The sequence below is a fragment of the Methylomonas albis genome, from assembly GCF_014850955.1.
Lineage (GTDB): Bacteria > Pseudomonadota > Gammaproteobacteria > Methylococcales > Methylomonadaceae > Methylomonas > Methylomonas albis.
Map to the genome: position 1 here is coordinate 4,781,414 of NZ_JACXSS010000001.1, position 25,527 is coordinate 4,806,940.

Below are 25,527 nucleotides of genomic sequence, written 5' to 3' on the forward strand. Positions count from 1 at the left end.
CAAAACACATAAGCTTAATAAAGCTTATGTAAATTTTTTTCATAAAAACTCATCGGTATGAATGAGATGGCCTCATACAAAAAATATATATTTTTTTTAAGGCGAAATATAATTCTGGAAAATTTAATAAAAACTTTTCTTTCAGTGAAAATACCGTGTTTTTTTTGTGACACTTAAATGTATCAAGCACAATACTTGGTAAAAATACGCAAGTGTCAGCGCACATATCAATTAAAAAGAATAGCGAAGAATTGACATACCTTGCCCTTATAAGCTGAATTTCGGATTTTTCTACATCTACTATTTTGTCCAACACATTTAGCGTGCTGTTTAAGGCATCTATTCGAGGTGAAAAATCGATGATGTGTTTTGATCTCGTCAAAGAACCCTCCCTAACCCTTTGCGAGTATAAAATATTTTCAGTTCTATAGGTTGCTTTACTGATTAAATAAGCACTCATGGTTATAATATGATCTTCATGAAGTCTCCCATAAAATTTGAGACCATTATCAGTGATAATATTTTTCCTGATAATATATGTCCATGATGCTGCGGTATAACTATTGCGGACAAGCAGATCGGAAAGGGCAATTTTAGCGCTAGGAAGCCAACCAGACGCATGATGAACAGTCTTATTCCCCTTATAACCATTTTCATAAAAAAACTCAGAACTAAAGCAAAACATATCAATATTACTATCTTCTCGTAGTTTGCCGTCGAAGGTTTCAAAAAAACCTGGCAAGACAATATCATCTGAATCGCAAAAAAATATATAATCACCACAAGCTAAGCTAACGCCATGATTTCTTGCTTCGCCGGCACCTTTATTTTCTTGAGAAATTATTTTTATAAGACCATTACCCTCATACCTCTCCAAAAGAATACCTTTTGTATTATCAGTTGACCCATCATCAATTATTATGATTTCTTGTGGCTTAACACTTTGACTCAAAAGCGATTCAATTGTTTCTACAATATAATTTTCAATGTTAAACGCAGGGATAATGACCGACACCGGCGTATTTACTTTGGCACCATTCATTACTAAAAATACTCCAGCGTCAGCTTATAAAAATAGTTCTTTCCAGACTGATCCAGCAAAACTTTCGGGGATTCCATATAACTCATAATTGTATTTTTTAAAATATCCTCAAAAATCGCCTCATAAACCTTCTCATTTCTACTGTAAAAATAAAATAACAAAACCCGGCAACCATAAATATAGTTAAAGTTTTTTGCGTAGCTAAGCTCAAAAAATCATAGTATTTATTACCGCACTCAGGAAATACTAAAGGGATTTGCTCAACTAGATAAATTGAAGCTAACGATATTGCCATATACTTAAATACCCTAAAGAAGTAATATATTATCTCCTCCGGCATAAACTCCTTAAATAGAAAAATTGGCTTCCATACCCCTATTATCAAAAGCGTACTTACGAACCCACCTAACGGTATACCCACAATACCATAACGTTGGCCAGCAACCGTTGCCACTGCGATGTTTAGAACCGCTTCAGTAATAGGCGCCCACACATCTTTAAATAATCCACACGCACTAATAAACTCATCATTTGTTTTTCTTGTGAGCATGATAAATAGATTCAACATAAGAATTGCTTTTATGTCATAGGACAATATAAATGAATCATTTAGCCAGACAGCAATAAATAAATCTATTGTAGTATAAGTCGCGTATACCATGCATGTTGCAATCCAGTATCTTGAAACCTGTAACTCCCAATATACTTTTAATATTTTACTGTTATTTTTTTCCGCCACCAAACTACCAACCGCCGCATTTGTACTATCAAAAATGCTACTTAGTAACGTATAAATTGATGACGTTATCAATGTATAATTCGTATATTTTGTAACCATTGTTAGATTAGAAAACACATATACAAGTATTCCGGAAACCTGCTGCAAAACTACGGCGCTAAATTTATGGAAAAATGCTTGCTTTGCTTTTTGATATATAAACTCATATTTTTTAGTTAAGGCCTTACCAGCTTTTGTGCTTGAAGCAAGATAAGGATATATTTTTTTTATCTGCCTATTGATAAATAAAGAATATAAGCACAAGAACACAAACTCAAGCAATAACCAACCATAAACGCCGTAATCTACATATGTTAAGCATAATATTTGCGATATTATTTTTGTGATTTTTACTATATTGAAAAACTTTACTTTTACGTAATTTTTTTGATCTGCGGCAAGCAAAGCTTCTTTGTAGTTAACAAAAAAACCTAACAAGGTTGTGAGCAAATAAGTGAAGAAAGTAGCCCATATTATTTCATTTGAAAAACCGCTACCCTTAAAAAAATATGGCATAGACACTGCCAAAGCCGCACCGCAAATCAATACAAACCAACCAATCCTGTTATAAATAAATGCGAGCACTGAGAGTACTTCGTTAATACCTTCCCGATTTTTTTCATAGATCGGCTTATACAGGGAAAATGCTATAACTGAAGAAAAGCCCATTTCAGCCAGATTTAAAAACCCCATTATATTCATCATTGCACTGGTCAATCCGACAAAATCGGCACCCAGATGCTTAATAAATATACTCCTTGCCACAAAGGTTGAAGCAAGCAATAAAAAATAAAAAAGCAAACTTATTTTTGCGTTTTTTATAGCCTTTTCCAGCCGTGATTTACCCATAATTTTTATAAACCTAAACCAATTAACACATTATCTTAATACCGCTTAAAATAGCTTGATCCTGCATATTTAGACCTATTAAATTGATAATCAAACCCTATACTAAAAAAATATAAAACCAAACAAAACAACCATAATACATTAGGGCTTTTAAAAATGGACGCCTCTGTAACATTGTGCACAAGCCATACACTTATAAATGACAATATTAGAATGTAACTTTGGTTATTACTCTTTGCCAATCTTAATATGCCTCTATAAATCTGCAATAATATTATAAGGAAGAGGACAATTGCCACAATTCCACCACGAACTAGTAAATCAAAATAGCCATTGTGAAGCTGCCCAAAAGATTGATGATAATGCTTATGAAAGGTAAGGAGGTTGTCTTCTCCCCAACCAAAAATTGGTTTTTCATAAAAACCATTTAATGCGGTTTCCCATAAACTAGCGCGCCCTGTGAATGTTGAATCCCTACCTATTGCCTTAAAGAAATACTCAATAGTAAAAATTTCTGGCTTAAATACAAACAATGATGCCATGACCATAAACAGACTAAACATAACAAGGATTATTTTCATCAGTCTTATGCTTCCAGAGGATGACCTAATAAATTTACACCATCCAATGATAAATACCATCGCTAAAGATACGAGAATTGAAGTCATACTATCTGCTTTAACAAGGCAATAGCTAGCACATATCAGCAATAGAACCGCCAACACCGTTGTGGTTTTATTTTTGTTATCGATTAGAAATAAGCTACTTATTGAAATCCAAACCCCATCTACACATATAGCACCTAATGTATTAGGGTGCAAAGTAAACCCCCGCAACCCTGCCCTATATTCACCATAAAGGGTCGCTGGCATTTGCGCCATATCGGGCCGTATAAACGAGAATATTATGGTGGCGACAAAGTAAAAAAAGAAAACAACGAGAAGAGCATTGAAAAACTTGTTTATATTTTGTGCCAGCAAGCTAGCAGCGGATATAGCTATAAAACTAGCTCCTACCTTATGCACGAAGCCCATTAACAAAAACCGTGGAAATTCGGTCCACAATATAGATAATAACGCAAAAAATAGCATTATCAGCAAAGGCGCCGATCGACTTAATGCATATATAAAAAAACCTCGCTGCTTTATCCATAATATAATAAAAGCAGAAACATAAGCTAAAGAGTCAACAATTTGATTTACAGTACTACTTTCTTGGTTTGCATTAGTATGCAATATACTAAGACCCGCCAACAAAAAAAACACGACAAATGGGAAGAGATATATTGCGCCAACCGGTTTATAAGAAATTGTATTCATGTAATTATAATCAACAATACGAGACTCCGAGCCTTAATATACTAATGTAAAAGGTATAGTATTTACATATATACAGCCGCTAACTAGTAATGCGATCCAATATTTTATATCTTGGCAAAATATAGCTTTTAATAAAGATAGCTCCGTATAAACCAGCAACCAACAAAACAGGTGCCATCAATAAAAAACCAGCACCTTCCCAAGAAAAGAACGTAAGCATAAACCCCTTTGCTATGCCAATCAGAATAGTGTTCATAAGATAAATGCTGTAAGTATATTTACCAAACAACTCCCAAACTGGAAGAGCACCTAAAAATCCATTTCGCATAAAGGAATGTAGCGCAGGCAGCGAAAAAATTCCGATAATTATTTTTGAATCAATCTGTGAAAAATAAGACATTGATAAAAATGATAGTATAAATAGAGCAAGAAATATATAGCTATACTTATCAATCAGACATAAGTATTTCTCATATGACTGCACAACAACAACACCTATCGAAAAGAATAAAAAATATTCGCAAAACCTATCCAGCATAAACGAATCTGTAACTGGCACAAAGGCAATCAATACACCTATTAATATAATCAACACAGGCCTATGAATAAGAAACAAAATAATCAAAGGAAAAATTATGTACATTTCCATTAAAACATAAACAAACCAAAGCGATCCCCCCGCACTTTTCGAAGGCACTATTAGAAGATTATACATCTCAGAATAGACATCCCCTGGCACATCATCCACTTGAAGCGTACTGGACAAATAAGACTTACCAAGATATATCAATACACCAAACAATAAATAACCAGGAGCCAGGCGTTTTAGCCTTTTAAAAACATATTCAAAATAACTTTTGAGGCTATTAACTACAGGAAATGTATACGCCATTATTATTCCTGATATAAACATGAAAAATGGCATATGAAACTTATAGATATAGAATTTAAGAGCCCCATACCATTCATTTCCTTGAGGCACATCGGTTGCTACAATATGCCCTAGAACGACAAGAAAAATAGCAAACCCTTTTGATCTATCTATATCAATCAACCTATTTTTTTTACTCAAAATATTAACCATTTTACTAAACACCAATGACGCTAGTACTTTAATCAGCATGCATTAGAGACTATTTGAAAATAACGAACCACCTACTTAAACTGCTTTTTAATACAATATTAAAAACGTATAAAAACACAATTGCGCCAAAAATATCAGCCATGAGATCTAAAAACTCGAACGCTCGGCTAGGGTTTAATAATTGATAGCACTCATCAGCTACACCCACAATTGTAACGAGCACTAAAACAAAAAAAAATGTTGAGTTTTTATTTTTACCTCGCAAACATAAGGAGGCAGAGCAAACCAATAGTGCTAATATACCGAAAGCTACAAAATGAGCCAGTTTGTCAACACCATACCCTGAACTCATTATTTTGGCAGGTGGCTGTGATGATTCCGCAAACAAAAATAATATCCAAGCGATACTCAGCAGAACGAATAGAATCGCAAGTTTACGGTTGCCTTTTAGATTAGCCATTACCTGATCCATGTAGGGTTAAAACCGTGCATTAAAGGCATCCCCCAATCCATCCGAGCTTGGACACACGCTTTAACAGGCGCCTCATACTTCTTTTGGGTACTAGGGATATTCATCTGTTTGATTACGCAATTCGCGCAATAATATCCAATTCTCTACGGAGGGTAAGACACCTATTTTTTCCGCCCTATTTAGCTTGTCCAGGAAGGCGTCGTTTTCCTGCCGTTCTTGCAGTATTTGTAAAATAGCTGGCAATAATCTCAAGCCGATTAAATTCTGTAATTTGCCGAAACGAACCACAATTCGGTCGAGCATACGGACTTCCACGTCGTTTGAGTCTCGGATAGTTAGATCCTTAATGGAGGGAAAATTAACAGCTTCTTGCCAAGCTGTATGCAATCGAGTCTGATGCAGCCAACATTCCTGTGGTGCTGGGCGCAGTTTAAATTCGATGCTGTCTTGTTTATTCATAACGGAATAGCTGTCTGTTCCGCAATACGCTGAATGGGTTGTTGCTCTTGCCCCATGGCCGGGGCAAACACTAGACCGATACGCTGTTCGCCAAGTGCCCGTTTGGCTTTAACCAGATAGCGCAATTTGGCATCCAAGGTTTTTTCTAGGTTTTGATTAAATCCTTTTACGTACAAATCTATGTCTCCACCACGCATAGCGTCGTCTGTACGCGAGCCAAATAATTGCAGACGTGCTTGCGTTCCAAATACGTCAATGGCGATGTTCTTATGTCAGTTTGCTGTTGGGTTATTCGCATGGCTTATGTCCATATAGCTACTGCGTGATGTATGCGCCTTGGTATCCTCTATTCATTTTTCCTCCTACCCCTCAATCAACGTGTATTTGTCGCACCCAAAAGGGCAATGCAGTTGGGTTACGCCGATCGTGGTGAGTTTGTCGAACCATGAGCGGCTCAATCATTCGCCCTTCGACAGTACTCAGGACGAACGGTTAGTTCTTAACTTAACGGCATTGCCCACATCCCTTTCCCTCGCACGACAGTGGGAGCTGGAGGTGCGGAAGATCAATTATGGAGACTCCGTCATCCCAACCTTCTCCCTGAGGGAGAAGGGACTGTACAGCCTTAACTTAAACGGTATGGTCTCATCCCCTCCATATAGAAGCAATGTCTTTAAGTTAATGGAAACATTCCCTCTTCCAGCGGGAGAGGCGTCTTAACTTAACGGCATTGCCTCTAGAAGATGGGAATTTTACGACGGCCTCCTAGGACCGTCTCAATAAGCCTGCTGCCCCACAAACCCTTTAAAAACGGTCAAAACAACTATTTTTATGTCCAAAACCACCGACCATTGCCGGATGTATTCCAAATCATGATGAATCCGCCTTTCCATTTTGTCGATAGTTTCGGTTTCACCGCGACAACCGCTGATTTGTGCCAGGCCGGTTATACCGGGTTTCATTTTATGCCGCAGCATGTAGCCTTGGATTTGCTTGCGGTAGTATTCATTGTGAGCCACCGCGTGGGGCCTTGGGCCGACCACAGACATGGTGCCGCTCAATACGTTTAGAAATTGCGGCAATTCGTCTAACGAGGTACGCCGTAAAAAGCCGCCCAAGGGCGTCACACGGCTATCGTTGGCGGTGGCTTGTTTGATGGCATCGCCATTTTCACATACTGACATCGATCGAAACTTCCATACTTCAATCTGCTCGCCCTTCACGCCGTAACGCATTTGCTTGAAGATAACCGGCCCCGGCGAGGTAATCTTGATAGCAATGGCGATGATCAACATCGGTATGGCGATAATCGGCAAGATGATCGCACACAACAACAAATCTTCAAGGCGTTTAGCAGCACCATCCATAGACGAATTTAAAGGTGTATCGAAGACGCTGACCACCGGAATGCCCTTTACACTGCTCAGTTTGGACTGCATCAGGTTAAAGGTAAAAAAATCTGGCACTATGTTTACCGAGACTGTACTGTCGGCCAGCTCTCGGATCAATTGGTTAATCCGCTTTTCAGCACGCAATGGCAGGGTGATATAGATATGATCTATTTCTCCGCGCTGCGCTCTTTCCAATAATTCTTTGAAGTCGCCAACGATGATGTCGACCATGTCTTCATCGAGCCGACGCTGTTTGTTTTCGATGCGGTCGTCAAAAAAACCAATAAAGCTATAGCCCAACCAAGGCATTTCAGTCAGCGCGGCGTTTAGGCGCTTGCCTAGCGAATTGCCGCCCAAAATTGCGTAGTTTCGTGTATTGAGGCCATTCATCCGCAAGTATGACAGTGTGGAGCGGCGCAGCGAGTGCAGCATGATGATGCTGAGCGGCGCTAGCGGTAGCCACAATTCCAGCACTTGCCGGGAGTATTCAAAGCCAAGGTCAAATACGAAAAAACTGCTGGCAATCAGCGCAAAGGCCACTATCCATGACAATAAGATCCGCACTGCGTCGTCGAACAAGGGATCGCCACGCCAGCCGTGATAGATCTCCTGATGCTCGGCAAAAATACCGAACAGCACGGTACAGACAATAAATAAGCCTAGGTATTCACGGTCGAACGGCTCGCCATAGATATGCAGCGAGATGTATAGCGAGATAAAAATCAACGCGGTATCCATCGCCCGCTTTATGCTCTGCAATTCAGGCTGCAGCGGCCTGATAAATCCTTTTGGGCGAAACTGATTCATATCAAATATACTGGTTAGCTTAATGAGTACATCATTTGCCTGCCTGATTATAGGACTTTAAGCCAAAATTATTTCAGCTTAATGAAAGTTTAATTAAACACCTACGGCGGCATGTAAACCGCATGGCATATACAAGATCATCCTGCGTATCACTTCTTAGCAACATTGCAAGCACGACAATTGATAGTAGAAAACCAACTAAAACAATCAACGTTGCTTGTAAACCACTTTAGCAGGTCTTGCCACACTCACCAATTAAAACCCTACCCTTAACCAAGTAAACAGACTATTTCATAATCCTTATGACAGAATCTTTCATATCAAATAAAGCCATTCCCGTCCGCGAACGCCTGATAATGGCTCTGGATGTTTCCAGCATTGCAGACGCACAAGCCTTGGTCGAGGAACTGGGGGAAGCGGTTATTTTTTACAAAGTGGGCATGGAATTATTTATGTCCGGCGACTACTTCGGTTTCATCGAATGGCTAAAGGCCCGTGACAAAAAGGTCTTTGTCGATCTTAAATTCTTCGACATTCCTGCCACAGTGGGCCGGGCGATTAAAGCCTTAAGCAATAAGGGCGTGGATCTGGCTACCATCCATGGCAACGATTCCATCATGGAAGCGGCGGCGGCAGCGAAAGGCGACTTAAAAGTATTGGCGGTCACTGCTTTAACCAGTCTGGATCGTGGCGATTTGGACGATTTGGGCTTTCAATGTGATGTGCGCGAGTTGGTTTTGTCACGCGCCAAACGGGCGTTGCAAATAGGTTGCGACGGTATTGTTTCATCCGGTTTGGAAGTGGCAATGATTCGGGAACAGTTGGGCGAGAAGCTACTGGTAATCACCCCAGGTATCCGGCCAGTGGACAACCGCGAAGACGACGATCAAAAACGCGCGGTCAGCGTGGAGCAAGCGATTCAAAACGGCGCGGATTATATAGTGGTGGGCAGGCCGATCCGCGATGCGACTGATCGCAGGGCTATGGCGGAAAAAATCCAGGGGCAGATTGCAGCGCAGTTTGCTTGAGTGGTTTTAATCTCCCTCACCCCAACCCGAATACCGTTAGGTTAAAAAACTATTCGCCGGCTGAGCGAAGCCGAGCCGTTGGTCGGGGGCCGAGTCGTTGTCCGAGCGAAGACGAACCGCTGACTGATCCGAGCCGAACCGCTGACTGATCCGAGCCGAACCGCTGACTGATCCGAGCCGAACCGCTGACTGATCCGAGCCGAACCGCTGACTGATCCGAGCCGAACCGTTGGCTGAGCGGAGCCCATTCGCTTCCACAAGCCTGTCCTGAGCGCAGCCAAAGAGCTCATGACAGGCTTAACTAGCGGCATTGCCCTCATTCCTACCTGTCTTCCCATTTATCCCTTGCAGTTACCAAAAGACGCGGAGATTTTGAATTTTTATTAACTTGTTAAGCTTATACCCAACATCTAAAATTTAACTCCCTGCAAAAAGTGGGCATAATGCTCCGGTTTTTAATGCGCGAAACCAGCCAATGCAATGAAACCAGCGGCAAATATCTATTTGATCGGCCTGATGGGTGTGGGCAAAACCACGATAGGCAAACAGCTTGCTAGAGCCTTGCAATGGCCGTTCTACGACAGCGACAGAGTCATCGAGGAATGCACCGGTGTAGATATTCCCACTATCTTCTCCTACGAAGGTGAAGAAGGCTTCCGAATGCGCGAACAAACCGTGATTCATCATTTATCGGCATTGCAAGGGATAGTGATGGCTACCGGCGGCGGCGCGGTGTTAATGCCGGAGAATCGGACCGCATTAAAAGAAAACGGCTTCGTCGTCTATCTGCATTGCTCTATCGACAAGATCCTGCATCGCACCAAACACGATACGCAACGCCCGCTATTGCGCACCGATAACCCCAGACAACGCCTGCAAACCTTGTTGGCCCAACGCGACCCGCTATATACAGAATGCGCCGACTTTAAAATCGATTCCGGCGTACTGCCCACTAAAACCGTGGTTAAAACCATTTTGCAGCAATATCAGGCTGCTTTAGAAGATCATGACAGAATTGCAAGTTGCACTAAATAACGACAGAAGTTACCCGATTTACATTGGCGCCGGCTTGCTGACTCAGCCGGAACTGTTGGCTAAACATATTCGCTCCAAGCAGGTATTGATCGTTACCAACGAGACTATCGCACCGCTTTATTTGGCAAAACTACAGGCCGCTTTAACCGATTACCAAGTCGAAACGGTCATCCTGCCGGACGGCGAGCAATACAAAACGCTGCAATATCTTGAAAAAGTCTTCGATCAATTGCTTGCCAAAAAATTTAGCCGCAACGCCACCTTGATTGCCTTGGGCGGCGGCGTGATCGGCGATATGGGCGGCTTTGCGGCGGCCTGTTATCAACGCGGCATCGCCTTCATCCAAATCCCCACCACTTTATTGGCTCAAGTCGATTCCTCGGTCGGCGGCAAAACCGGCGTCAACCATCCGCTGGGTAAAAACATGATAGGTGCGTTTTATCAACCGCAATGCGTGATCGCCGATGCCGATGTGCTGGACACGCTGGATGACAGGCAGTTGTCGGCCGGCTTGGCGGAAGTAATCAAATACGGCTTGATCCGCGACCCTGAATTTCTGCAATGGCTGGAAGCCAATATGCCTAAATTGCTGGCCCGCGATAAAGACGCGCTGGCTTATGCGATTGAGCGCTCCTGCATTAACAAAGCCGAAGTAGTCGGTGAAGACGAGTTCGAATCCGGCGTGCGCGCCACCCTGAATCTAGGCCATACTTTCGGCCACGCCATTGAAACCGGCAGCGGCTACGGTCATTATCTGCACGGCGAAGCAGTAGCTATCGGCACTTGTTTTGCCGCCGATTTATCGCGGCGCCTGGGCTGGCTGAACGATGCCGACGTCGATCGGATTATCGCCGTATTCAAAGCAGCCAAATTACCCGTAACACCACCTACCGAAATGACCACCGAGCACTATGTGGATTTGATGGCAGTGGATAAGAAGAATATTGACGGCAAAATTCGGGTGATTCTACTGGAGGCGGTCGGCAAAGCCTCGTTGCCCGTCAACGTCGATCTGGCGCAATTACAAGCAACCTTGAACGGCTATGCTGGATAACGACGACCTGACCTACAGTTACCAAAAACGTTCTGTCGGCAACAACCCCGAACGAGCCCTGATTACGCTGGAGCGTTCGCAAAAACTGGATTTGCTACTGCATTTACTGGCCAATTTACAACAATCACTGATCGTCTGTGGCCCGGAAGGCATCGGTAAAACCACCTTATTGGAAACCGTCAGACAAAACCGCAAAGACATGTGGGAAGTCGTGCTGCTGCCGGCCTCAGCCGATTCCAGTTTCGAAAGCCTGATCAACGATCTATTACGCGGCCTGAACATCGCTAAAGCCTCGGCTTTCGATTTAAGCGCCTTGCGCGACAAATGCGCCAAACAAAAAGTGGTACTGCTGATCGACGATGCCGGCGATTTGGTGCCAGGCCTGATCACCATGCTGATAGAGTTTGCAGATTCGCTACCGGGTTTACGCCTGGTGTTTGCGATGAATCACGATCAATTCCATATCAAGAGCGGTACCGACAAGCTGGCGGAGGAATGTCATTTCATCGAACTACCGCCGCTCAGCAAAAAACAATGCGGCGAATATTTACAAAACCTGTCGGCCCAACCGGGTGCGGTGGTGTCCTTCAATGCCATCAGCGACAGCCTGATCGAGGATTTATACCGCGTCAGCAACGGCATCCCCGGCAAGATACTCGCGCAATTACCTAAATTAGCGAATACCCAAAACCATAAACGCAGCAAAGTGGGCTTATGGTTGGCAATCGCCGGCGTGGTAGCCGGCGCCGGCTATACGCTGAAATCTTTGATGCCGCCGGACTTTGTCACCGAGCAAACCGCCGTCAACCTACCTATTGCCATTCAAACCGACAGTGTCGACAAAGCTGCCGCCGAAAGCATAACAGCCCCGCAGCCGACACCCGCACCGGCAGTCGAAACCGCCGTCCTGGCACCGCCGCAAATTATGCCCCCACCCGAGCCCAAAGCGCCGGAATCGGAACCGGCAATGGCCTCTACCGCCCCCAGCCCTGGAGCCAATCCAATTGAATCAACCCGTGCGCTGCTTGAATCAAACCGTTCACCGATTGAATCAAACCGCTCGCTGAGCGGAGCCGAAGCGAACCACCCGCCGATTGAATCAAACCGCCCTCTGAGCGGAGTCGAAGCGACCGACCGGCTTCGACTCCGCTCAGCCGACGCTGCGTCATTAAATAACTCAACAGCCCCAAGCCCTGTACAACCCCAGCCCGAGCAGCAAGCTGAAAAACCGGCGACATCCAACCCTGCGCCTGCAGCGGAGATAGCACCCGTTGCTGCGCCAACTCTCGCTAAGCCCGTCGAACGCAAACCAGCCGCCCCCGGCTTCGAAGGCAGCGATCAGGACTGGATAGCGGCCCAACCGGCCGGGAACTTCACGCTGCAAATCATGGTATTGTCCAGCAAAGATGCGGCGCTGCGTTTTCAAAAAAAATACGCCGATTACCGCGACGGCCTGAAGTTCTATCCCATCAAACAAGGCGAGCTGGAAAAATACGTGGTAATTTACGGCTCTTTCCAAACCGCCGCCGAAGCGATCCAGCTTAAAACCGTGATGCCCGGCGAATTTAAGCAGGCCATGGAAAAGCGCTTCCGGGCCGTACAAAAAGAAAGCCGCCGCTGATTCTCACCCCCCAATCGAAACGAATGACCAACTTACAAAACGATTTATTCTTAAGAGCCCTGTTAAGACAGCCTGTCGAGCGTACCCCTGTCTGGATGATGCGCCAAGCCGGACGTTATTTGCCCGAGTACCGCGAGGTACGCGCCAAGGCCGGCAGTTTCATGCAGCTCTGTACCAATCCGGAGTTGGCTTGCGAAGTGACCTTGCAGCCGCTGGAACGCTTTAATTTCGACGCGGCGATTTTGTTTTCCGACATTCTGACTATACCGGATGCGATGGGCTTAGGCTTGTCGTTTGCCGAAGGCGAAGGCCCGCAATTCGCAAGCCCGGTCAGAACCGCCGCCGACATCGCCAAACTGCCGATTCCCGATCCGGAAACCGAATTGCGTTATGTGATCGACGCCGTGCGCTTGATCAAAACCAATCTGCATGGTCGAGTACCATTGATTGGCTTTTCCGGCAGCCCCTGGACCTTGGCGACTTACATGGTGGAAGGTAAAAGCAGCAAATGCTTTCAAAAAGTGAAAAGTTTGATGTTCGAACAACCGCAGCTCATGCACCAAATGCTGGATAAGCTGGCGCAATCGGTGGCCTCTTATCTGAATGCGCAAATCGCCGCCGGCGCCGATGCAGTAATGGTATTCGACACCTGGGGCGGCATGCTCAGCCACGACGATTATCTGGAGTTTTCACTACGCTATGCACGGCAGGTTCGCGAGTTGTTGAATACCCGCCATGATGGCAAGCAAATCCCCACCATTTTGTTTACCAAAGGCGGTGGTCTGTGGCTGGAAGCGATGGCGGATACGGGTTACGACGCACTGGGCCTGGACTGGCAAACCGACATCGGCCAGGCCCGCGCCCGCGTGGGCGACCGCGTCGCTTTGCAAGGCAATATGGATCCGATTACCTTGTACGCGCAACCGGAAGTGATCCGCGAGAAAGTAGGGAAAGTGCTGCAAAGTTTCGGTAACGGCTCAGGACATGTATTCAACCTGGGACACGGCATTTTGCCGGACATTAATCCGGAACACGTCAAAGCCATGGTCGATGCGGTGCGGGAATTGAGTCCGCAATATCATCGATAAATAAAGGCGTTTATACTCTAGGGAATGCCGCTATGTTAAACCTCCCCCCCGGGGAGAGGGCTAGGGTGAGGGATGTAAATAATTGACTTTAATCCCCCTCATCCTAACCTTCTCCCGAAGGGAGAAGGAATTATCGACCCCAACTTAGCGGTATGGCTCCGGGATTAGAGGGCCAATTGCAGTGTCTTGCGATTTGCAGAATAATTTGTAACCATCCAGATTTCCAGTATTTATCAATTTTTAGCATTCTCGATATGTGGGTTCAAAAACGCATCCAGCTGACCGCCAAACCGCGCGGCTTTCATTTGATAACACGGGAGATAGTCGAGCAGCTCTCTGTACTGGACGATATCGAGATTGGCCTGGCCCACGTATTTTTGCAACACACCTCGGCGTCGCTGGCAATCAATGAGAACGCGGATGCAGACGTACGCCGGGACTTGGAGAGCTATTTCTCCCGAGCAGTAGCGGAAAATGAACCATACTATCGCCACACGCTCGAAGGGCCGGACGATATGCCTGCTCATATAAAAACCGTTATATTAGGCAGCTCGCTAAGCATTCCGATCAGCGACGGCCAATTGGCCTTGGGAATCTGGCAAGGCATTTATCTATGCGAGCATCGCAATCGTGCCGGCAATCGCACTATCATCGTTACGCTACACGGCGAATAAGAGGAATTTATGAAAGCATCGAAACTAATCGTTTTGTTACTCGCGGCTATTAGCCAAAACTTGTCAGCAGAGGAAACCGGCAACCCCTTGGAAATGACGGTCTATCGCAGCCCCACCTGCGGCTGCTGCGGTAAATGGCTAGAACACGCCAAACAAAACGGCTTTAAAATCAACGATGTGATCAGCGAAGACATGGAGACCATCAAAGCCCGCTTTGGCGTCCCCGAAAAACTGGCATCTTGCCACACCGCCGTCGTGAACGGCCGTGTCATTGAAGGCCATGTACCGGCTGCCGACATCCAAAAACTACTGCAAAGCAAATCCAACATCGCCGGTATCGCCGCGCCGGGCATGCCGATGGGTAGTCCCGGCATGGAGATGGGCGGTCAGCAAGACGCGTATAAGGTGGTTTCCTTCGATAATGAAGGAAAGTATGAGGTGTTTGCAGAGCATGGAAGTAACCCATAATTCATCTCTTTAAACTGACTAATCATGCCTTGCAATTACACATTAAAATCTATAACTGCGGACAGATGACGCGCAGCACTCCCGCCTATTTCCGCTTAGTTAACTACTATTTCCGGCAACACAGCAGATGAGCAAGGCCCTCGTCACCGGCGCCAGCGGCTTTATCGGCTCGCAACTCTGCCAGACCTTAAAAAATCAAGGTTATGCGGTAAGAACTTGCAACCGCGCCGGACACGGCCCGGACAACATAACCTTTGATTTTGCAAAATCGGAAGCTTGCCCTGCGGAACTGTGTGCCGGCATAGACGTGGTGTTTCATCTGGCCGGTAAAGCCCACGCCTTGGCGGAAAATCGTCAGGATGAAGCGGAATATCGACAAGTTAACACCGACGGCACGCGCAAATTACTGGAAGCGGCGCAACAGGCCGGCGTAAAAGTGTTTGTGTTTTTCAGCAGCGTCAAAGCAGTCGACCACTGTACTCAACAACCCATGGACGAAACGGTTGAGCAGCCGGCCACCGATCCCTACGGCTTATCCAAATACGCCGCGGAGCAATTGGTGTTACATGGTGGCTACGTGCCCCATCCCGTGGTACTGCGACTCAGCATGGTCTACGGCGATACCGAGAAAGGCAATCTGCCGCGCATGATCCACGCGATCCGCCGCGGCATATTTCCACCGCTACCGGAATCCGGTAACCATCGTTCCATGGTCCATGTAGCAGACGTGATTGAAGCCGCATTGTTGGCGGCCGAGAAACCCGAGGCAGCTGGGCAAATTTATATTGTCACCGATCAACAAAGCTATTCCACCCGACAGATTTACGACGCCATCAGAACCGCCCTTGGCAAGTCGGCTATCGCTTGGTCGGTACCATTAGCGCTACTAAGCAGCTTGGCTCGCTTAGGCGATGGATTTGGCCGGCTAACGCGGCGACGTTTTCCTATCGATAGCGATAGCCTGGAGAAATTAACCGGTTCGGCGTGGTATTCGTCTGCTAAAATCAGCCGCGAATTGGGCTTTCAACCTCGACATACTCTCAGGAAAGCCCTACCCGATATTATTCGCCATCTAAGTTAATCTAGCGTGCTACTGCTTTTCATTGTTACTTTGCTGCTTGCCGTCATATTGACCGGCCTGATTCGCCGCTACGCCTTAACTTACAAGGTGCTGGACATTCCCAACCAACGCAGTTCACATAGTGTGCCAACACCGCGTGGCGGTGGCTTGGCTATCGTGCTGGCATTTTGCGCGGCCACACTCTGGCTGTTTTTTTATAATCAATTAACAGGCACTTCTTTAGCCTTACTAAGCTCCCCGCTGTTGGTAGCCGCTATCGGTTTTTGCGACGATCACGGCGATGTGGCCGCGCGCTGGCGCTTCTTGACGCATTTACTCGCAGCTATCATCGCCTTGGAATTATTGGGCGGCCTACCGGTGTTATCGGTCCCGGCGCCCTTCGACGCCATCTTCGGGCGCTTAAGCTTAAATCCCGGCTGGCTGGGCTATCCGCTGGGCGCACTGTTTTTGGTGTGGACTTTAAACCTGTTTAATTTCATGGACGGAACCGACGGCATTGCCGCTTCGGAAGCGCTGTTCGTATCGGCGGCATTAGCAGGCTATTTGTTTTTTATTGACCAAAGTCTTTGTGCAGTCGCCTTGAGTTTGGCGGCGGCTTGCGGCGGCTTTTTGCTTTGGAATTGGCCGAAGGCGAAAATCTTCATGGGCGATGTCGGTAGCGGCTTTATCGGTCTATTACTGGGTTTATTGATTTTACTGGCCGCGCAGCAAGCCGCCGTGTTGCTGTATTGCGGGCTGATTTTATTCGGTGCGTTCATCGTGGATGCCAGCTATACCTTGGCGGTTAGAATGTTCAGCGGACAAAAATGGTACGCGGCGCATTGCTCACACACTTACCAACACGCGGCCAAGCGTTACGGACATTTACCGGTGTTATTGGCTACCTGGGCAATCAATTGTGGCTGGCTATTGCCTGTCTCTTTATGGATATTCAAGCATCCCAGCCATGCGCTGGCCGGCATTGCCTTCGCTTATTTGCCGTTAATCTATCTGGCTTACCGATTTAAAGCCGGCCAAACCGAGTTTGTTATTTCGTGACCCTCCAATTTCGCTCCCGTACCACCATCTTTGTGCACGACCTGGCCATGATCCCGCTGGCCTGGTTTGGCGCTTACTGGCTACGTTTTAATCTGCAAGACATCCCGGACGAATTTTTTTATTCGGCCTTATTGTTCCTCCCTTGGGTCATGGCTATCCAGGTCAGTTTATTCTGGGTGTTTGGCTTGTATCGCGGCGTCTGGCGGTTTTCCTCTCTGCCGGACCTGATCCGCATCGGCAAAGCCGTGTTGACCGGGATTTTTTTTATTGCCTCCGCCTTGTTTTTATACGACCGCCTGCAAGGCGTGCCGCGATCAGTCGTACCACTTTATGTGCTGATCCTGTTTTCCTTGCTCAGCATTCCGCGTCTGGTTTATCGGTTTTGGAAGGAACAGACTTTCGCCGAGCGCGTTGGTCGGCGCGCCCTGATCGTCGGCGCCGGCTCCGCCGGCGAAATGTTGATTAGGGATTTATTAGCCAATGTCGATAGCGACTATGTGCCTATCATTTTCGTTGACGACAACCATGGCAAATACAAACGCGAGATTCGCGGTATCCGCGTCGCCGGCACTGTGGAGCAAATTCCCGACTTAGTCGAGCGCTGGAATATCGAAACGGTGCTGATTGCCGTGCCGTCGGCCAGCGATCAGCAAATGCGCCGTATCGTGGAAATCTGCGAAAACTGCTCCGTTGATTTTCAGACCCTACCGTCGGTTAAGGAACTGCTGAGCGGCGCGGTCACCACCGCCAATCTGCGCAGTGTATCCATTGAAGATATTTTGGGCCGTACGCCGGTGAAGTTGGATTGGCCCGGCATAAAAAGCCATCTGCACGACAAAGTCATTTTGGTGACCGGCGGCGGCGGCTCGATAGGTTCCGAGCTTTGTAAGCAACTGGCCAGGGCGCAACCGCGTAAGCTGATTGTGTTTGATCAATGCGAATTTAATTTGTACAAAATTAATGCCGATTTAAACAGGCTGTTCCCGGAATTATCGCACCAAGCCGCGCTGGGCGATGTCGCCGACCCCATCGCGGTGCAACAGTTAATCACCGGCCAACAACCGGAAATCGTGTTTCACGCGGCTGCTTATAAACACGTACCCTTATTGGAAAATCAAATCCGCGAGGCCGTGCATAACAATCTGATCGGCACCAAGATACTAGCGGAAGCCGCTATCGCCGCAGGCGTAGCGCGTTTCGTGCTCATTTCCACTGACAAGGCGGTCAACCCGACCAATGTGATGGGCGCGACCAAACGCGCGGCGGAAATCCTCTGCCAAAATCTGAATCAGACCGGCAACACCCGCTTTACCACAGTCCGTTTCGGCAACGTGCTCGATTCGGCCGGCAGCGTGGTGCCTTTGTTCAGAGAGCAAATCAAGGCCGGCGGCCCTATCACTGTCACGCATCCGGATATTACCCGCTACTTCATGACGATTCCGGAAGCCTGCCAGTTAATCATGCAAGCGGAAACCATAGGCCAGGGCGGAGAGGTATTCGTGCTGGATATGGGCGAACCGGTCAAAATTACTTACCTGGCGGAGCAAATGATCCGCCTGAGCGGCAAAACCCCGAATAAAGACATCGAGATTAAAATTGTCGGCTTGCGGCCCGGCGAGAAACTCTACGAAGAGCTATTCCACGACCAGGAACAATTAATGGCAACCAGCCATGCGAAATTACGCTTGGCCAAAGCCCGACTCTACGACTCCATCGAATGGGCTAAGCAGATTGAAGACTTACAGCGTGTCTGCCAGCACTACGATAACCAGCAACTATTCGCTGGCTTGAAACAGCTGGTCCCCGAGTTTAAGAACAGCTAGACCTAGTCTATTCGATAGTAATACAGTTTAGTTTTCCGGCGATCATTCAGTTCGAGTACCGACTCGGCTTCGCTATTCGGTAGCGGAAAAGAGGACGAGACAAATAGGCAGCCGACCCGCATTTCTCGCCGAATTTTTTCGCCTATTTTCGCCATGACCGGTGGCGATAGGAATGCAAACACCACATCAAATTGCCGCAAATCTTGGTCCCAAAAGCTTGACCTTCCCACCCGGACATTGGCCAGATTACGACAACGCCATGCCGCCAGTAACCAGGGTAGCGGTGCTCGCTCCAGGGCCGCTATGGCCACGTCCGGCCGAGCTTTTGCCAGCGGCACCACAACCGTCGCCAAACCGGCACCGATATCGATAACCGATTGCGCCCCTTCGCGGCTTACTATTTCGATTAGCGCACCGCTAACGGCCGAGGACGATAAGAATAATGGCACATCGCCTTTCACTGTCCCCCAAAATAATAGGGTTAGCAGCAATAACACCAGCAGATATAACCAGGCAGGTATTTGCCAGGTCAACCCCAGTAAAATGGCCGGCAGAAACAGAAAATGGATGGGTAACCACCAGTAGGGCTGGCGAAAGCCACGAGAGAATAGCGCCGCCAATCCAGCCTGTATCACGACAAACTGCCAAACGCTAATGGACGGGAATGCAGCACGTAAGCCCAGTACGCAGACACAGGCCAGTAGCTGACTTAGCAAGGCCTTGACTAACTGCATCGCCGTATCGTTACCGAGCTATCCGCCGCGACTGTCGACAGCACTTATCTAATGTGCCGCAGTGTCCGCGCCGGTAATTTTGGTATTTTGCTGAATCGTCGGCGACATAGTCGGCAGACCAGGGGCAGTAGTATCGCTGCTACCGGCTTTATCTTCGGCGCCATCGTGCAGCACCTGATTTTCGGTCTTTTTGTTCATCACCACGATGGATATGCGCCGGTTCATCGGATCGTTGGGTACATCACCCTTGTAAGGAATACTTGAGGCCAAGCCGACTACGCGCAGCACCTTGTCTTCGCTGAGTCCGCCTTGGGTTAACTCACGGCGCGCCACATTGGCCCGGTCGCTGGATAGTTCCCAGTTGGAATACCCGGTGCGATTGCTGGGAAACGGCAATGCGTCGGTATGGCCATTGATGGTGACTTTATTCGGTAATTCGTTGATCACCGGTGCCAGTTCGCGCAGGATAGCTTGCGCATAGGTTTCGATACCCGAACTGGCCAACTTGAACATCGGCCGGTTTTGCGCATCGATAATCTGGATTTTCAAACCTTCCGGGGTGGTTTCCAGTTTGATCTGATCTTTGTATTCGGCCAATTTGTCATTGGCTTTTAACATATCCTCGATTTTTTCCTGCAACTTCTCCAGCTTGAGTTTTTCCTGCTCTTCCGCCAGCTTTTCAATATCCTCAGGGGTGGGTTCGGCCGGGGTATTTTCCCCCTGATGCACTTGGCCCTCCTCTTGCGATTTCAAGTCCTGACCACCGGCCTGAATGATGCTGGTTCGGTCGCCGGTACCCTCGCCGCTACTATTGGTAATCGCTACACCGAAGGGATTCTGGAAATATTCGGAAATGCCTTTTTTGGTTTTCTCATCGGTGGAACCGAGCAGCCACATCAACAAAAAGAAAGCCATCATCGCCGTCACGAAGTCGGCATAGGCAATTTTCCAGGCGCCGCCGTGGTGACCGCCGTGACCGGCTTTTTTGATTTTCTTGATGATTATTGGTTGTTCGGCCATGCTCGCTTACCCTTTGCCAGCTTTCAATTGCTCTTCCAGTTCGGTAAAAGTCGGCCGGGTATGGTGCGGTATCGCGGTACGCATAAATTCCACTGTCATCGCCGGTGAAGTGCCTTTCGCGCAATTCAGCAGACCTTTCTGGGTACATTTATAGGCATTGCCTTCTTCTTCCAACCGGGCCTCCATCACGGAAGCAACCGGGCCAATAAAGCCGTAAGACACCAAAATACCAAGGAAGGTACCGACCAGCGCCGCGGCGATCAATTTGCCCAATTCCGCCGGCGGGATGCCCACCGACTCCATGGTGTGGACCACCCCCATTACCGCCGCAACGATACCGAAAGCCGGCATACCGTCACCCACTTTTTGCACGGCCTTGATCGGCTCGTTGCCTTCGGCATGGTGAATTTCAATTTCCGCGTCCATGATGTCTTCAAGTTGGTTGACATCAACCCCAGTCAAAATCAGCCTGAGTTTGTCGCAAATAAATTCCATCAGATGGTGGTCATGCACGATTTTTTCACCAAAAATCGAACTGCCCTCCGGATCGTCTACGACTTTTTCCAGGGATAGCAAACCTTCCTTACGGGCCTTCTGACTCAGCGCATTAAAGCTCATCAGAAGCTCCATGTAGTATTCCTTGGTGTAGGTACTACCTTTTAATGTCGCAGTACCACCAGCCATGGCTGCCTTGCTGTTGGCTAACGAGTTACTGGCTAAAAAGGAACCAAAGGCAGCGCCGACAATGATCACCACCTCGACCGGCTGCCAAAGTACACCCAAGTGGCCGCCGGCCATCATGAAGCCGCCCAATACGCAGCCCAAAATGATCACATAACCAATGATTACAAACATGGTTGCCTCTAAAAACTAAAAGTTAATTATAAAAATTCAAACCTACCCTGGATTCGCCCGTTTTACCGTCAGCCCTGTAAGTTGCCGGATAAGTCTAGGCTATGGTTTTTAATATCTCAGGCTAAATGCTCAGTTTTTTTCAAAACCAGTTTACTAATCGCCGGCAGCACCACAAAAGTACAGGTCATGATCCAGAAAATACCGATGGTGATTACCAGACCCATGCTGGAAATGCCTTGATGCGGCGAAAAAGCCAAGCCGACAAAGCTGGAAATAGTGGTCAACGCACCATAGAACATGCCGCGCGCAGTACTGGATTGATAAATATTCTGGTCTTCCGATAGGGAGAGATGTAATTTTTCCACCATATGGATACCGTTATCGACACCCAGGCCCATTAATAGTGGCAGGGCAATAATATTGGCAAAATTGATAGGGGTACCGGTAAACACGGTAGTAGCCATCGTGAACAATCCGGCCAGCACCAAGGGCGTCATCACTAGCAAGGTATCGACGACGCTACGACGAATCACTATCAACAGCACAGCAATCGCCACCAATGCGATGATGATGGCTTCCTGGAAAGCGCCAATCACGGCTTTCATGGATTCCCAATACATCACCGGCAAATCGGTGGCATTGGGCGCTACCGCCTGCACATCGGTGATGAAAGTCTGCAAGTTACTGAGATCGTTCAAATCTTCCTTCGGAAAAATCTGGATACGGTACAAACCGTCTTTACTCAACCAGCGTTCCTTGATTTCAGCTGGAATGCCGGTCGGCACGATTTCCTCCGCATGGAAACCGATCAAAAGTTGGTTCATCACAGCCGGCAGGGTACCAAGCAATGACGTTTGGATCTTCTCGATAAACACGCCACGGTCGGGCTGCAATCTGGCTTCCAACTCCACCATGACGTCCTGCAATTCTTGCTTAAAGGTTTGCAGCGATTTAATGTCGGCGGGATTGGTCTTTTTTGGCAGATTGTTGTCTATCGCCGCTATCATGCGCTTGATCGCCGGTAACGGATCGGTGCCGGTTTTCAGTTGCGGGAAGAACTGGCTTTGCGGACCCAATGTCAGCACCATGTCGTCGATGATACCCAGCTTGCTTGCCTGGTCGTCAGGCACAAAATCGAACAAACTGACGGTTTTATCGACAGTTTTCAAGCTCTCCAATTTTTTCTGTGCTGCCCTGGCTTCCGCCTCATTTTGCACCAAAACCGTCAAGGTCATCGGTGAAGTATCGCGTTCCTTCATCAAGTCCTTGAAAGCAATCACCGATTCCGTATTCGGGTCGCGCAGATTCAAGGGATTGAAATCGGTTTGCACCTGAAACACAAAGTACACCGAGACTACCGCGCCAATCAACGTGAGCAAGGAAATCGATTTGGCATAGTGCAAGGTAAAGTGAGCCAACAGGTGCGTAAATTTCGACTCACCGGGTTGTTCACCATGTAATTGGTGCACGGGCGGATTTGGTAAGACCTTAAGCAGCACGGGCAACACGGTCAAGGTGATGAATAAACAAATAAACAAGCTGGTACCTGCCAGCAAGCCCAGTTCGGAAATACCCTGATAATCGGTCGGAATAAAGGCATACAAACCGATAGAAGTAGTACCGGCGCACAGTATCAAGGATGGACTGGTCGCCAATAATGCCGAGCGAATCGCCTTGCCCTTATCGCTACCATATAAATCCAGATTATCGCGATACCGCAGGCAAAAATGGATCGCATATTCCACGCCCAAGCCGATATTGGAAACCGCGAAGGCCACCGAAATCAGATTCAGTTGTTTGACCGCTACGGACGCAAACAAACCGCAAAACACCATACCCAAGGCCAGCGTCAGCAATGTTGCCAGCATCAACAGCCAGGAACGGTAAGCAATCAACAAAATGCCGCAAACCAATACGATGGAAAAGATGCTGGCTGTGAACGTACCTTCGCTCATCCCGGCCATTTCGTCATGTTCCAATCCAACCTCGCCGGTCACCCAAACTTTAACTGCCGGTAGATTAGGATCTTGAATTTTGTCGGCCGCCTTACGAATAATGTTGATCGCAGGTTCTACCGGTAAAATCTGGCTGTAGTCGAATTTTGGCGTGACGAAGATAAAGGCTTTGTCCGATTGTTCTTCGCTGATCTTGTTTTCGGCGATCAGCTTTTGCCAGGACAGCAGATCGGTTTCGCCATTGAGAGTTTTATGCAGGGAATTGCTGACTTTATCTATAAGAGACATTAAGTCAATTGGCACTTCCTCGGTTTTGGTTTCGGCATTTAACGCATCTTCGAAAATCGAGAAAAAACCGTTCAGACTGGGATCTTGCGAAATCCGGCCGATGAAAGGCTGGGCTTGGGCCAACGTCACCGAAAAGTCCTGCAACTTATCGGTATCCAGATATAGCAGGCCATTGCGTTGAAAAAACACGTTTTCATCCGGCCGATAGATTTTGGTGAAATGTTCGGTATCGGCTCTGAGTTCGCGGCTCAGGCGTTGCGCGGCGGCTTTGGTCAACTCCGGACTGGAAGATTCGATTACCAACAGCAGCGTGTGTACTTCCTGGCCGAATTGCTGCTCGAACTTGCGCCGATTTTGTTGAAACGGCGCATCGGGAGCGATCAGTTCAGCAGTATCGGTATTGACGGTAAGATGATTGCCGGTGTATTGAACGGCAAAATACGCCACGACAACCGAGACCAGTAATACCAATGCCGGCGAATACAGCAGCCAATTACCCCAACGAAAGGCGATATTTCCCAAACGTTTTTCTAAAGACATGCTTAAGCGCTCACTACGGTGTTAATCAAATACACGGTGTAACTGGCGTAGACAGCCAACAATACGCCGCCTTCGACCCGATTAATACTGCCTTGCTCGCCTTTCCTGGAATACCCCAAAAAGAACAGCGACACCGTCAACAAGGCCATCAGCGGCCAATCGCGATTAACAATCTCCACGGGGATGGCCATCGGATGAATCACCCCGGCCAGACCTACTACCGCCAGGGTATTGAATAAATTGGAACCGATGATATTACCCAGGGCCAGGTCGTGTTCGCCTTTGCGAGCGGCGGCAATCGACGACGCCAGCTCGGGCAAGGAGGTACCGATGGCAATGATGGTCAAACCGATCACCAAATCGCTGACTCCCAAATCCTGGGCAATCGATACCGCGCCCCAGACCAACAACCTGGAACTGATCACCAACAATAGCAATCCGCCGCCTAACCAAATGACGGACTGCGCGAAAGACATACTGTGCTCATCCAGCTCTTCAGCCATCTCTTCACCCAGCACGTCACTTTTCTCGGCTTTTTTACTTAAGCCTTGACGGACCATCCAGGTCATCACACCGACAAACACCACCAACTCCAACACCGCATCCGTCCGCGACAGATCGCCGTCGTATACCTGGCCGAGCGCAAACACCGTTACCGCAAACAACACCGGTAGCTCTTTTTTCACAATTTGCGAATGCACCACGATTGGACTAATCAACGCCACCGCGCCGAGAATCAAGGCGATATTGGTAATATTCGATCCATAGGCATTACCCAGGGCGATGCCCGGATTACCTTGCCAAGCCGATAAGGCCGATACCGTCAATTCCGGTGCGGAGGTGCCGAAACCGATCACCACCATCCCGATTAATAAGGGCGACATCCCCAAAAAACGCGCTATCGCGGCCGCTCCTTCGACAAAAATATCGGCACTCCAAACCAACACAATCAGACCGATGACTATCATCAACAGTGGCAATGCCATAACCTACCCTTAAATTTAAAGACCAAAAAACCGAAATA

23 protein-coding genes are annotated in these 25,527 nt (G+C 47.5%); 10 read left to right on the plus strand and 13 right to left on the minus strand.

Going from position 1 to position 25,527, the window contains the following annotated elements; genetic code table 11:
* Positions 1-49: 49 nt before the first annotated feature.
* The 8 genes from EBA_RS21565 to EBA_RS21600 all read right to left on the minus strand — a co-directional run bounded on the left by EBA_RS21565 (position 50) and on the right by EBA_RS21600 (position 8,201).
* Positions 50-1,042, minus strand: coding sequence for a glycosyltransferase family 2 protein (locus EBA_RS21565; protein WP_192376633.1), 993 nt, complete (start codon positions 1,040-1,042; stop codon positions 50-52).
* Positions 1,043-1,139: 97 nt separating this feature from the next.
* A complete protein-coding gene (locus tag EBA_RS21570) occupies positions 1,140-2,669 on the minus strand; it encodes a lipopolysaccharide biosynthesis protein (RefSeq protein ID WP_192376634.1) in 1,530 nt (509 codons plus the stop codon).
* A 35-nt stretch (positions 2,670-2,704) separates the two neighbouring features.
* Positions 2,705-3,988: an O-antigen ligase family protein gene (locus EBA_RS21575; RefSeq protein WP_192376635.1), complete on the minus strand. Its 1,284-nt coding sequence runs from the start codon at positions 3,986-3,988 to the stop codon at positions 2,705-2,707.
* Between the two features lie 79 nt (positions 3,989-4,067).
* Positions 4,068-5,111: an acyltransferase family protein gene (locus tag EBA_RS21580; protein ID WP_192376636.1), complete on the minus strand. Its 1,044-nt coding sequence runs from the start codon at positions 5,109-5,111 to the stop codon at positions 4,068-4,070.
* 10 nt (positions 5,112-5,121) lie between these two features.
* Positions 5,122-5,532: a VanZ family protein gene (locus EBA_RS21585; RefSeq protein ID WP_192376637.1), complete on the minus strand. Its 411-nt coding sequence runs from the start codon at positions 5,530-5,532 to the stop codon at positions 5,122-5,124.
* Positions 5,533-5,634: 102 nt separating this feature from the next.
* Entirely contained in the window at positions 5,635-6,003 is a 369-nt protein-coding gene (locus tag EBA_RS21590; protein ID WP_192376638.1) for a hypothetical protein, read from the minus strand.
* Positions 6,000-6,179, minus strand: coding sequence for a hypothetical protein (locus EBA_RS21595; protein WP_192376639.1), 180 nt, complete (start codon positions 6,177-6,179; stop codon positions 6,000-6,002). Before EBA_RS21595 ends, EBA_RS21590 begins: the two co-directional genes overlap by 4 nt.
* A gap of 600 nt (positions 6,180-6,779) precedes the next feature.
* Positions 6,780-8,201 carry an undecaprenyl-phosphate glucose phosphotransferase gene (locus EBA_RS21600; RefSeq protein ID WP_225616391.1) on the minus strand — a complete coding sequence of 474 codons (1,422 nt, stop codon included), beginning with the start codon at positions 8,199-8,201 and terminating at the stop codon, positions 6,780-6,782.
* A 302-nt stretch (positions 8,202-8,503) separates the two neighbouring features.
* On the opposite strand from EBA_RS21600, the gene pyrF reads away from it, so the two are divergent.
* From pyrF to EBA_RS21650, 10 genes are all read left to right on the plus strand, one after another.
* Positions 8,504-9,229, plus strand: coding sequence for an orotidine-5'-phosphate decarboxylase (gene pyrF / locus EBA_RS21605; protein ID WP_192376640.1), 726 nt, complete (start codon positions 8,504-8,506; stop codon positions 9,227-9,229).
* Between the two features lie 480 nt (positions 9,230-9,709).
* Positions 9,710-10,264: a shikimate kinase gene (locus tag EBA_RS21610; RefSeq protein ID WP_192376641.1), complete on the plus strand. Its 555-nt coding sequence runs from the start codon at positions 9,710-9,712 to the stop codon at positions 10,262-10,264.
* Positions 10,236-11,318 (plus strand): 3-dehydroquinate synthase, encoded by a 1,083-nt coding sequence (gene aroB, locus EBA_RS21615; protein ID WP_192376642.1) that lies wholly within the window; start codon positions 10,236-10,238, stop codon positions 11,316-11,318. The genes EBA_RS21610 and aroB overlap by 29 nt, the downstream gene beginning before the upstream one ends.
* Positions 11,308-12,939 (plus strand): AAA family ATPase, encoded by a 1,632-nt coding sequence (locus EBA_RS21620; RefSeq protein ID WP_192376643.1) that lies wholly within the window; start codon positions 11,308-11,310, stop codon positions 12,937-12,939. The genes aroB and EBA_RS21620 overlap by 11 nt, the downstream gene beginning before the upstream one ends.
* A gap of 23 nt (positions 12,940-12,962) precedes the next feature.
* Positions 12,963-14,027: a uroporphyrinogen decarboxylase gene (gene hemE, locus EBA_RS21625; RefSeq protein WP_192376644.1), complete on the plus strand. Its 1,065-nt coding sequence runs from the start codon at positions 12,963-12,965 to the stop codon at positions 14,025-14,027.
* Positions 14,028-14,281: 254 nt separating this feature from the next.
* The gene (locus EBA_RS21630) at positions 14,282-14,701 is read left to right on the plus strand and encodes a secondary thiamine-phosphate synthase enzyme YjbQ (protein WP_192376645.1); all 420 of its coding nucleotides are present in this window, start codon (positions 14,282-14,284) and stop codon (positions 14,699-14,701) included.
* Positions 14,702-14,710: 9 nt separating this feature from the next.
* Positions 14,711-15,169: a DUF411 domain-containing protein gene (locus EBA_RS21635; RefSeq protein WP_192376646.1), complete on the plus strand. Its 459-nt coding sequence runs from the start codon at positions 14,711-14,713 to the stop codon at positions 15,167-15,169.
* Between the two features lie 127 nt (positions 15,170-15,296).
* Entirely contained in the window at positions 15,297-16,250 is a 954-nt protein-coding gene (locus EBA_RS21640; protein WP_192376647.1) for an NAD-dependent epimerase/dehydratase family protein, read from the plus strand.
* Between the two features lie 6 nt (positions 16,251-16,256).
* A complete protein-coding gene (locus tag EBA_RS21645) occupies positions 16,257-17,288 on the plus strand; it encodes an MraY family glycosyltransferase (RefSeq protein ID WP_192376648.1) in 1,032 nt (343 codons plus the stop codon).
* Entirely contained in the window at positions 17,285-19,111 is a 1,827-nt protein-coding gene (locus tag EBA_RS21650; RefSeq protein ID WP_192376649.1) for a polysaccharide biosynthesis protein, read from the plus strand. The genes EBA_RS21645 and EBA_RS21650 overlap by 4 nt, the downstream gene beginning before the upstream one ends.
* A 2-nt stretch (positions 19,112-19,113) precedes the next feature.
* Here EBA_RS21650 and EBA_RS21655 read toward each other — a convergent pair whose 3' ends face one another.
* The 5 genes from EBA_RS21655 to EBA_RS21675 all read right to left on the minus strand — a co-directional run bounded on the left by EBA_RS21655 (position 19,114) and on the right by EBA_RS21675 (position 25,489).
* Positions 19,114-19,845, minus strand: coding sequence for a class I SAM-dependent methyltransferase (locus tag EBA_RS21655; protein WP_192376650.1), 732 nt, complete (start codon positions 19,843-19,845; stop codon positions 19,114-19,116).
* Between the two features lie 48 nt (positions 19,846-19,893).
* The gene (gene motB, locus EBA_RS21660; protein ID WP_192376651.1) at positions 19,894-20,865 is read right to left on the minus strand and encodes a flagellar motor protein MotB; all 972 of its coding nucleotides are present in this window, start codon (positions 20,863-20,865) and stop codon (positions 19,894-19,896) included.
* A gap of 6 nt (positions 20,866-20,871) precedes the next feature.
* Positions 20,872-21,720 (minus strand): flagellar motor stator protein MotA, encoded by an 849-nt coding sequence (gene motA / locus EBA_RS21665; protein WP_192376652.1) that lies wholly within the window; start codon positions 21,718-21,720, stop codon positions 20,872-20,874.
* A 116-nt stretch (positions 21,721-21,836) separates the two neighbouring features.
* Entirely contained in the window at positions 21,837-24,503 is a 2,667-nt protein-coding gene (locus EBA_RS21670) for an MMPL family transporter (protein WP_192376653.1), read from the minus strand.
* Positions 24,504-24,505: 2 nt separating this feature from the next.
* Positions 24,506-25,489: a calcium/sodium antiporter gene (locus EBA_RS21675; protein WP_192376654.1), complete on the minus strand. Its 984-nt coding sequence runs from the start codon at positions 25,487-25,489 to the stop codon at positions 24,506-24,508.
* Positions 25,490-25,527: the final 38 nt, after the last annotated feature.

Excerpts from the sequence above, each read along its gene's own strand:
- EBA_RS21565 (WP_192376633.1), bottom strand. The coding sequence starts at position 1,042 with ATGAATGGTGCCAAAGTAAATACGCCGGTGTCGGTCATTATCCCTGCG.
- EBA_RS21570 (WP_192376634.1), bottom strand. The coding sequence starts at position 2,669 with ATGGGTAAATCACGGCTGGAAAAGGCTATAAAAAACGCAAAAATAAGT.
- EBA_RS21575 (WP_192376635.1), bottom strand. The coding sequence starts at position 3,988 with ATGAATACAATTTCTTATAAACCGGTTGGCGCAATATATCTCTTCCCA.
- EBA_RS21580 (WP_192376636.1), bottom strand. The coding sequence starts at position 5,111 with ATGCTGATTAAAGTACTAGCGTCATTGGTGTTTAGTAAAATGGTTAAT.
- EBA_RS21585 (WP_192376637.1), bottom strand. The coding sequence starts at position 5,532 with ATGGCTAATCTAAAAGGCAACCGTAAACTTGCGATTCTATTCGTTCTG.
- EBA_RS21590 (WP_192376638.1), bottom strand. The coding sequence starts at position 6,003 with ATGAATAAACAAGACAGCATCGAATTTAAACTGCGCCCAGCACCACAG.
- EBA_RS21600 (WP_225616391.1), bottom strand. The coding sequence starts at position 8,201 with ATGAATCAGTTTCGCCCAAAAGGATTTATCAGGCCGCTGCAGCCTGAA.
- pyrF (WP_192376640.1), top strand. The coding sequence starts at position 8,504 with ATGACAGAATCTTTCATATCAAATAAAGCCATTCCCGTCCGCGAACGC.
- EBA_RS21610 (WP_192376641.1), top strand. The coding sequence starts at position 9,710 with ATGAAACCAGCGGCAAATATCTATTTGATCGGCCTGATGGGTGTGGGC.
- aroB (WP_192376642.1), top strand. The coding sequence starts at position 10,236 with ATGACAGAATTGCAAGTTGCACTAAATAACGACAGAAGTTACCCGATT.
- EBA_RS21620 (WP_192376643.1), top strand. The coding sequence starts at position 11,308 with ATGCTGGATAACGACGACCTGACCTACAGTTACCAAAAACGTTCTGTC.
- hemE (WP_192376644.1), top strand. The coding sequence starts at position 12,963 with ATGACCAACTTACAAAACGATTTATTCTTAAGAGCCCTGTTAAGACAG.
- EBA_RS21630 (WP_192376645.1), top strand. The coding sequence starts at position 14,282 with ATGTGGGTTCAAAAACGCATCCAGCTGACCGCCAAACCGCGCGGCTTT.
- EBA_RS21635 (WP_192376646.1), top strand. The coding sequence starts at position 14,711 with ATGAAAGCATCGAAACTAATCGTTTTGTTACTCGCGGCTATTAGCCAA.
- EBA_RS21640 (WP_192376647.1), top strand. The coding sequence starts at position 15,297 with ATGAGCAAGGCCCTCGTCACCGGCGCCAGCGGCTTTATCGGCTCGCAA.
- EBA_RS21655 (WP_192376650.1), bottom strand. The coding sequence starts at position 19,845 with ATGCAGTTAGTCAAGGCCTTGCTAAGTCAGCTACTGGCCTGTGTCTGC.
- motB (WP_192376651.1), bottom strand. The coding sequence starts at position 20,865 with ATGGCCGAACAACCAATAATCATCAAGAAAATCAAAAAAGCCGGTCAC.
- motA (WP_192376652.1), bottom strand. The coding sequence starts at position 21,720 with ATGTTTGTAATCATTGGTTATGTGATCATTTTGGGCTGCGTATTGGGC.
- EBA_RS21670 (WP_192376653.1), bottom strand. The coding sequence starts at position 24,503 with ATGTCTTTAGAAAAACGTTTGGGAAATATCGCCTTTCGTTGGGGTAAT.
- EBA_RS21675 (WP_192376654.1), bottom strand. The coding sequence starts at position 25,489 with ATGGCATTGCCACTGTTGATGATAGTCATCGGTCTGATTGTGTTGGTT.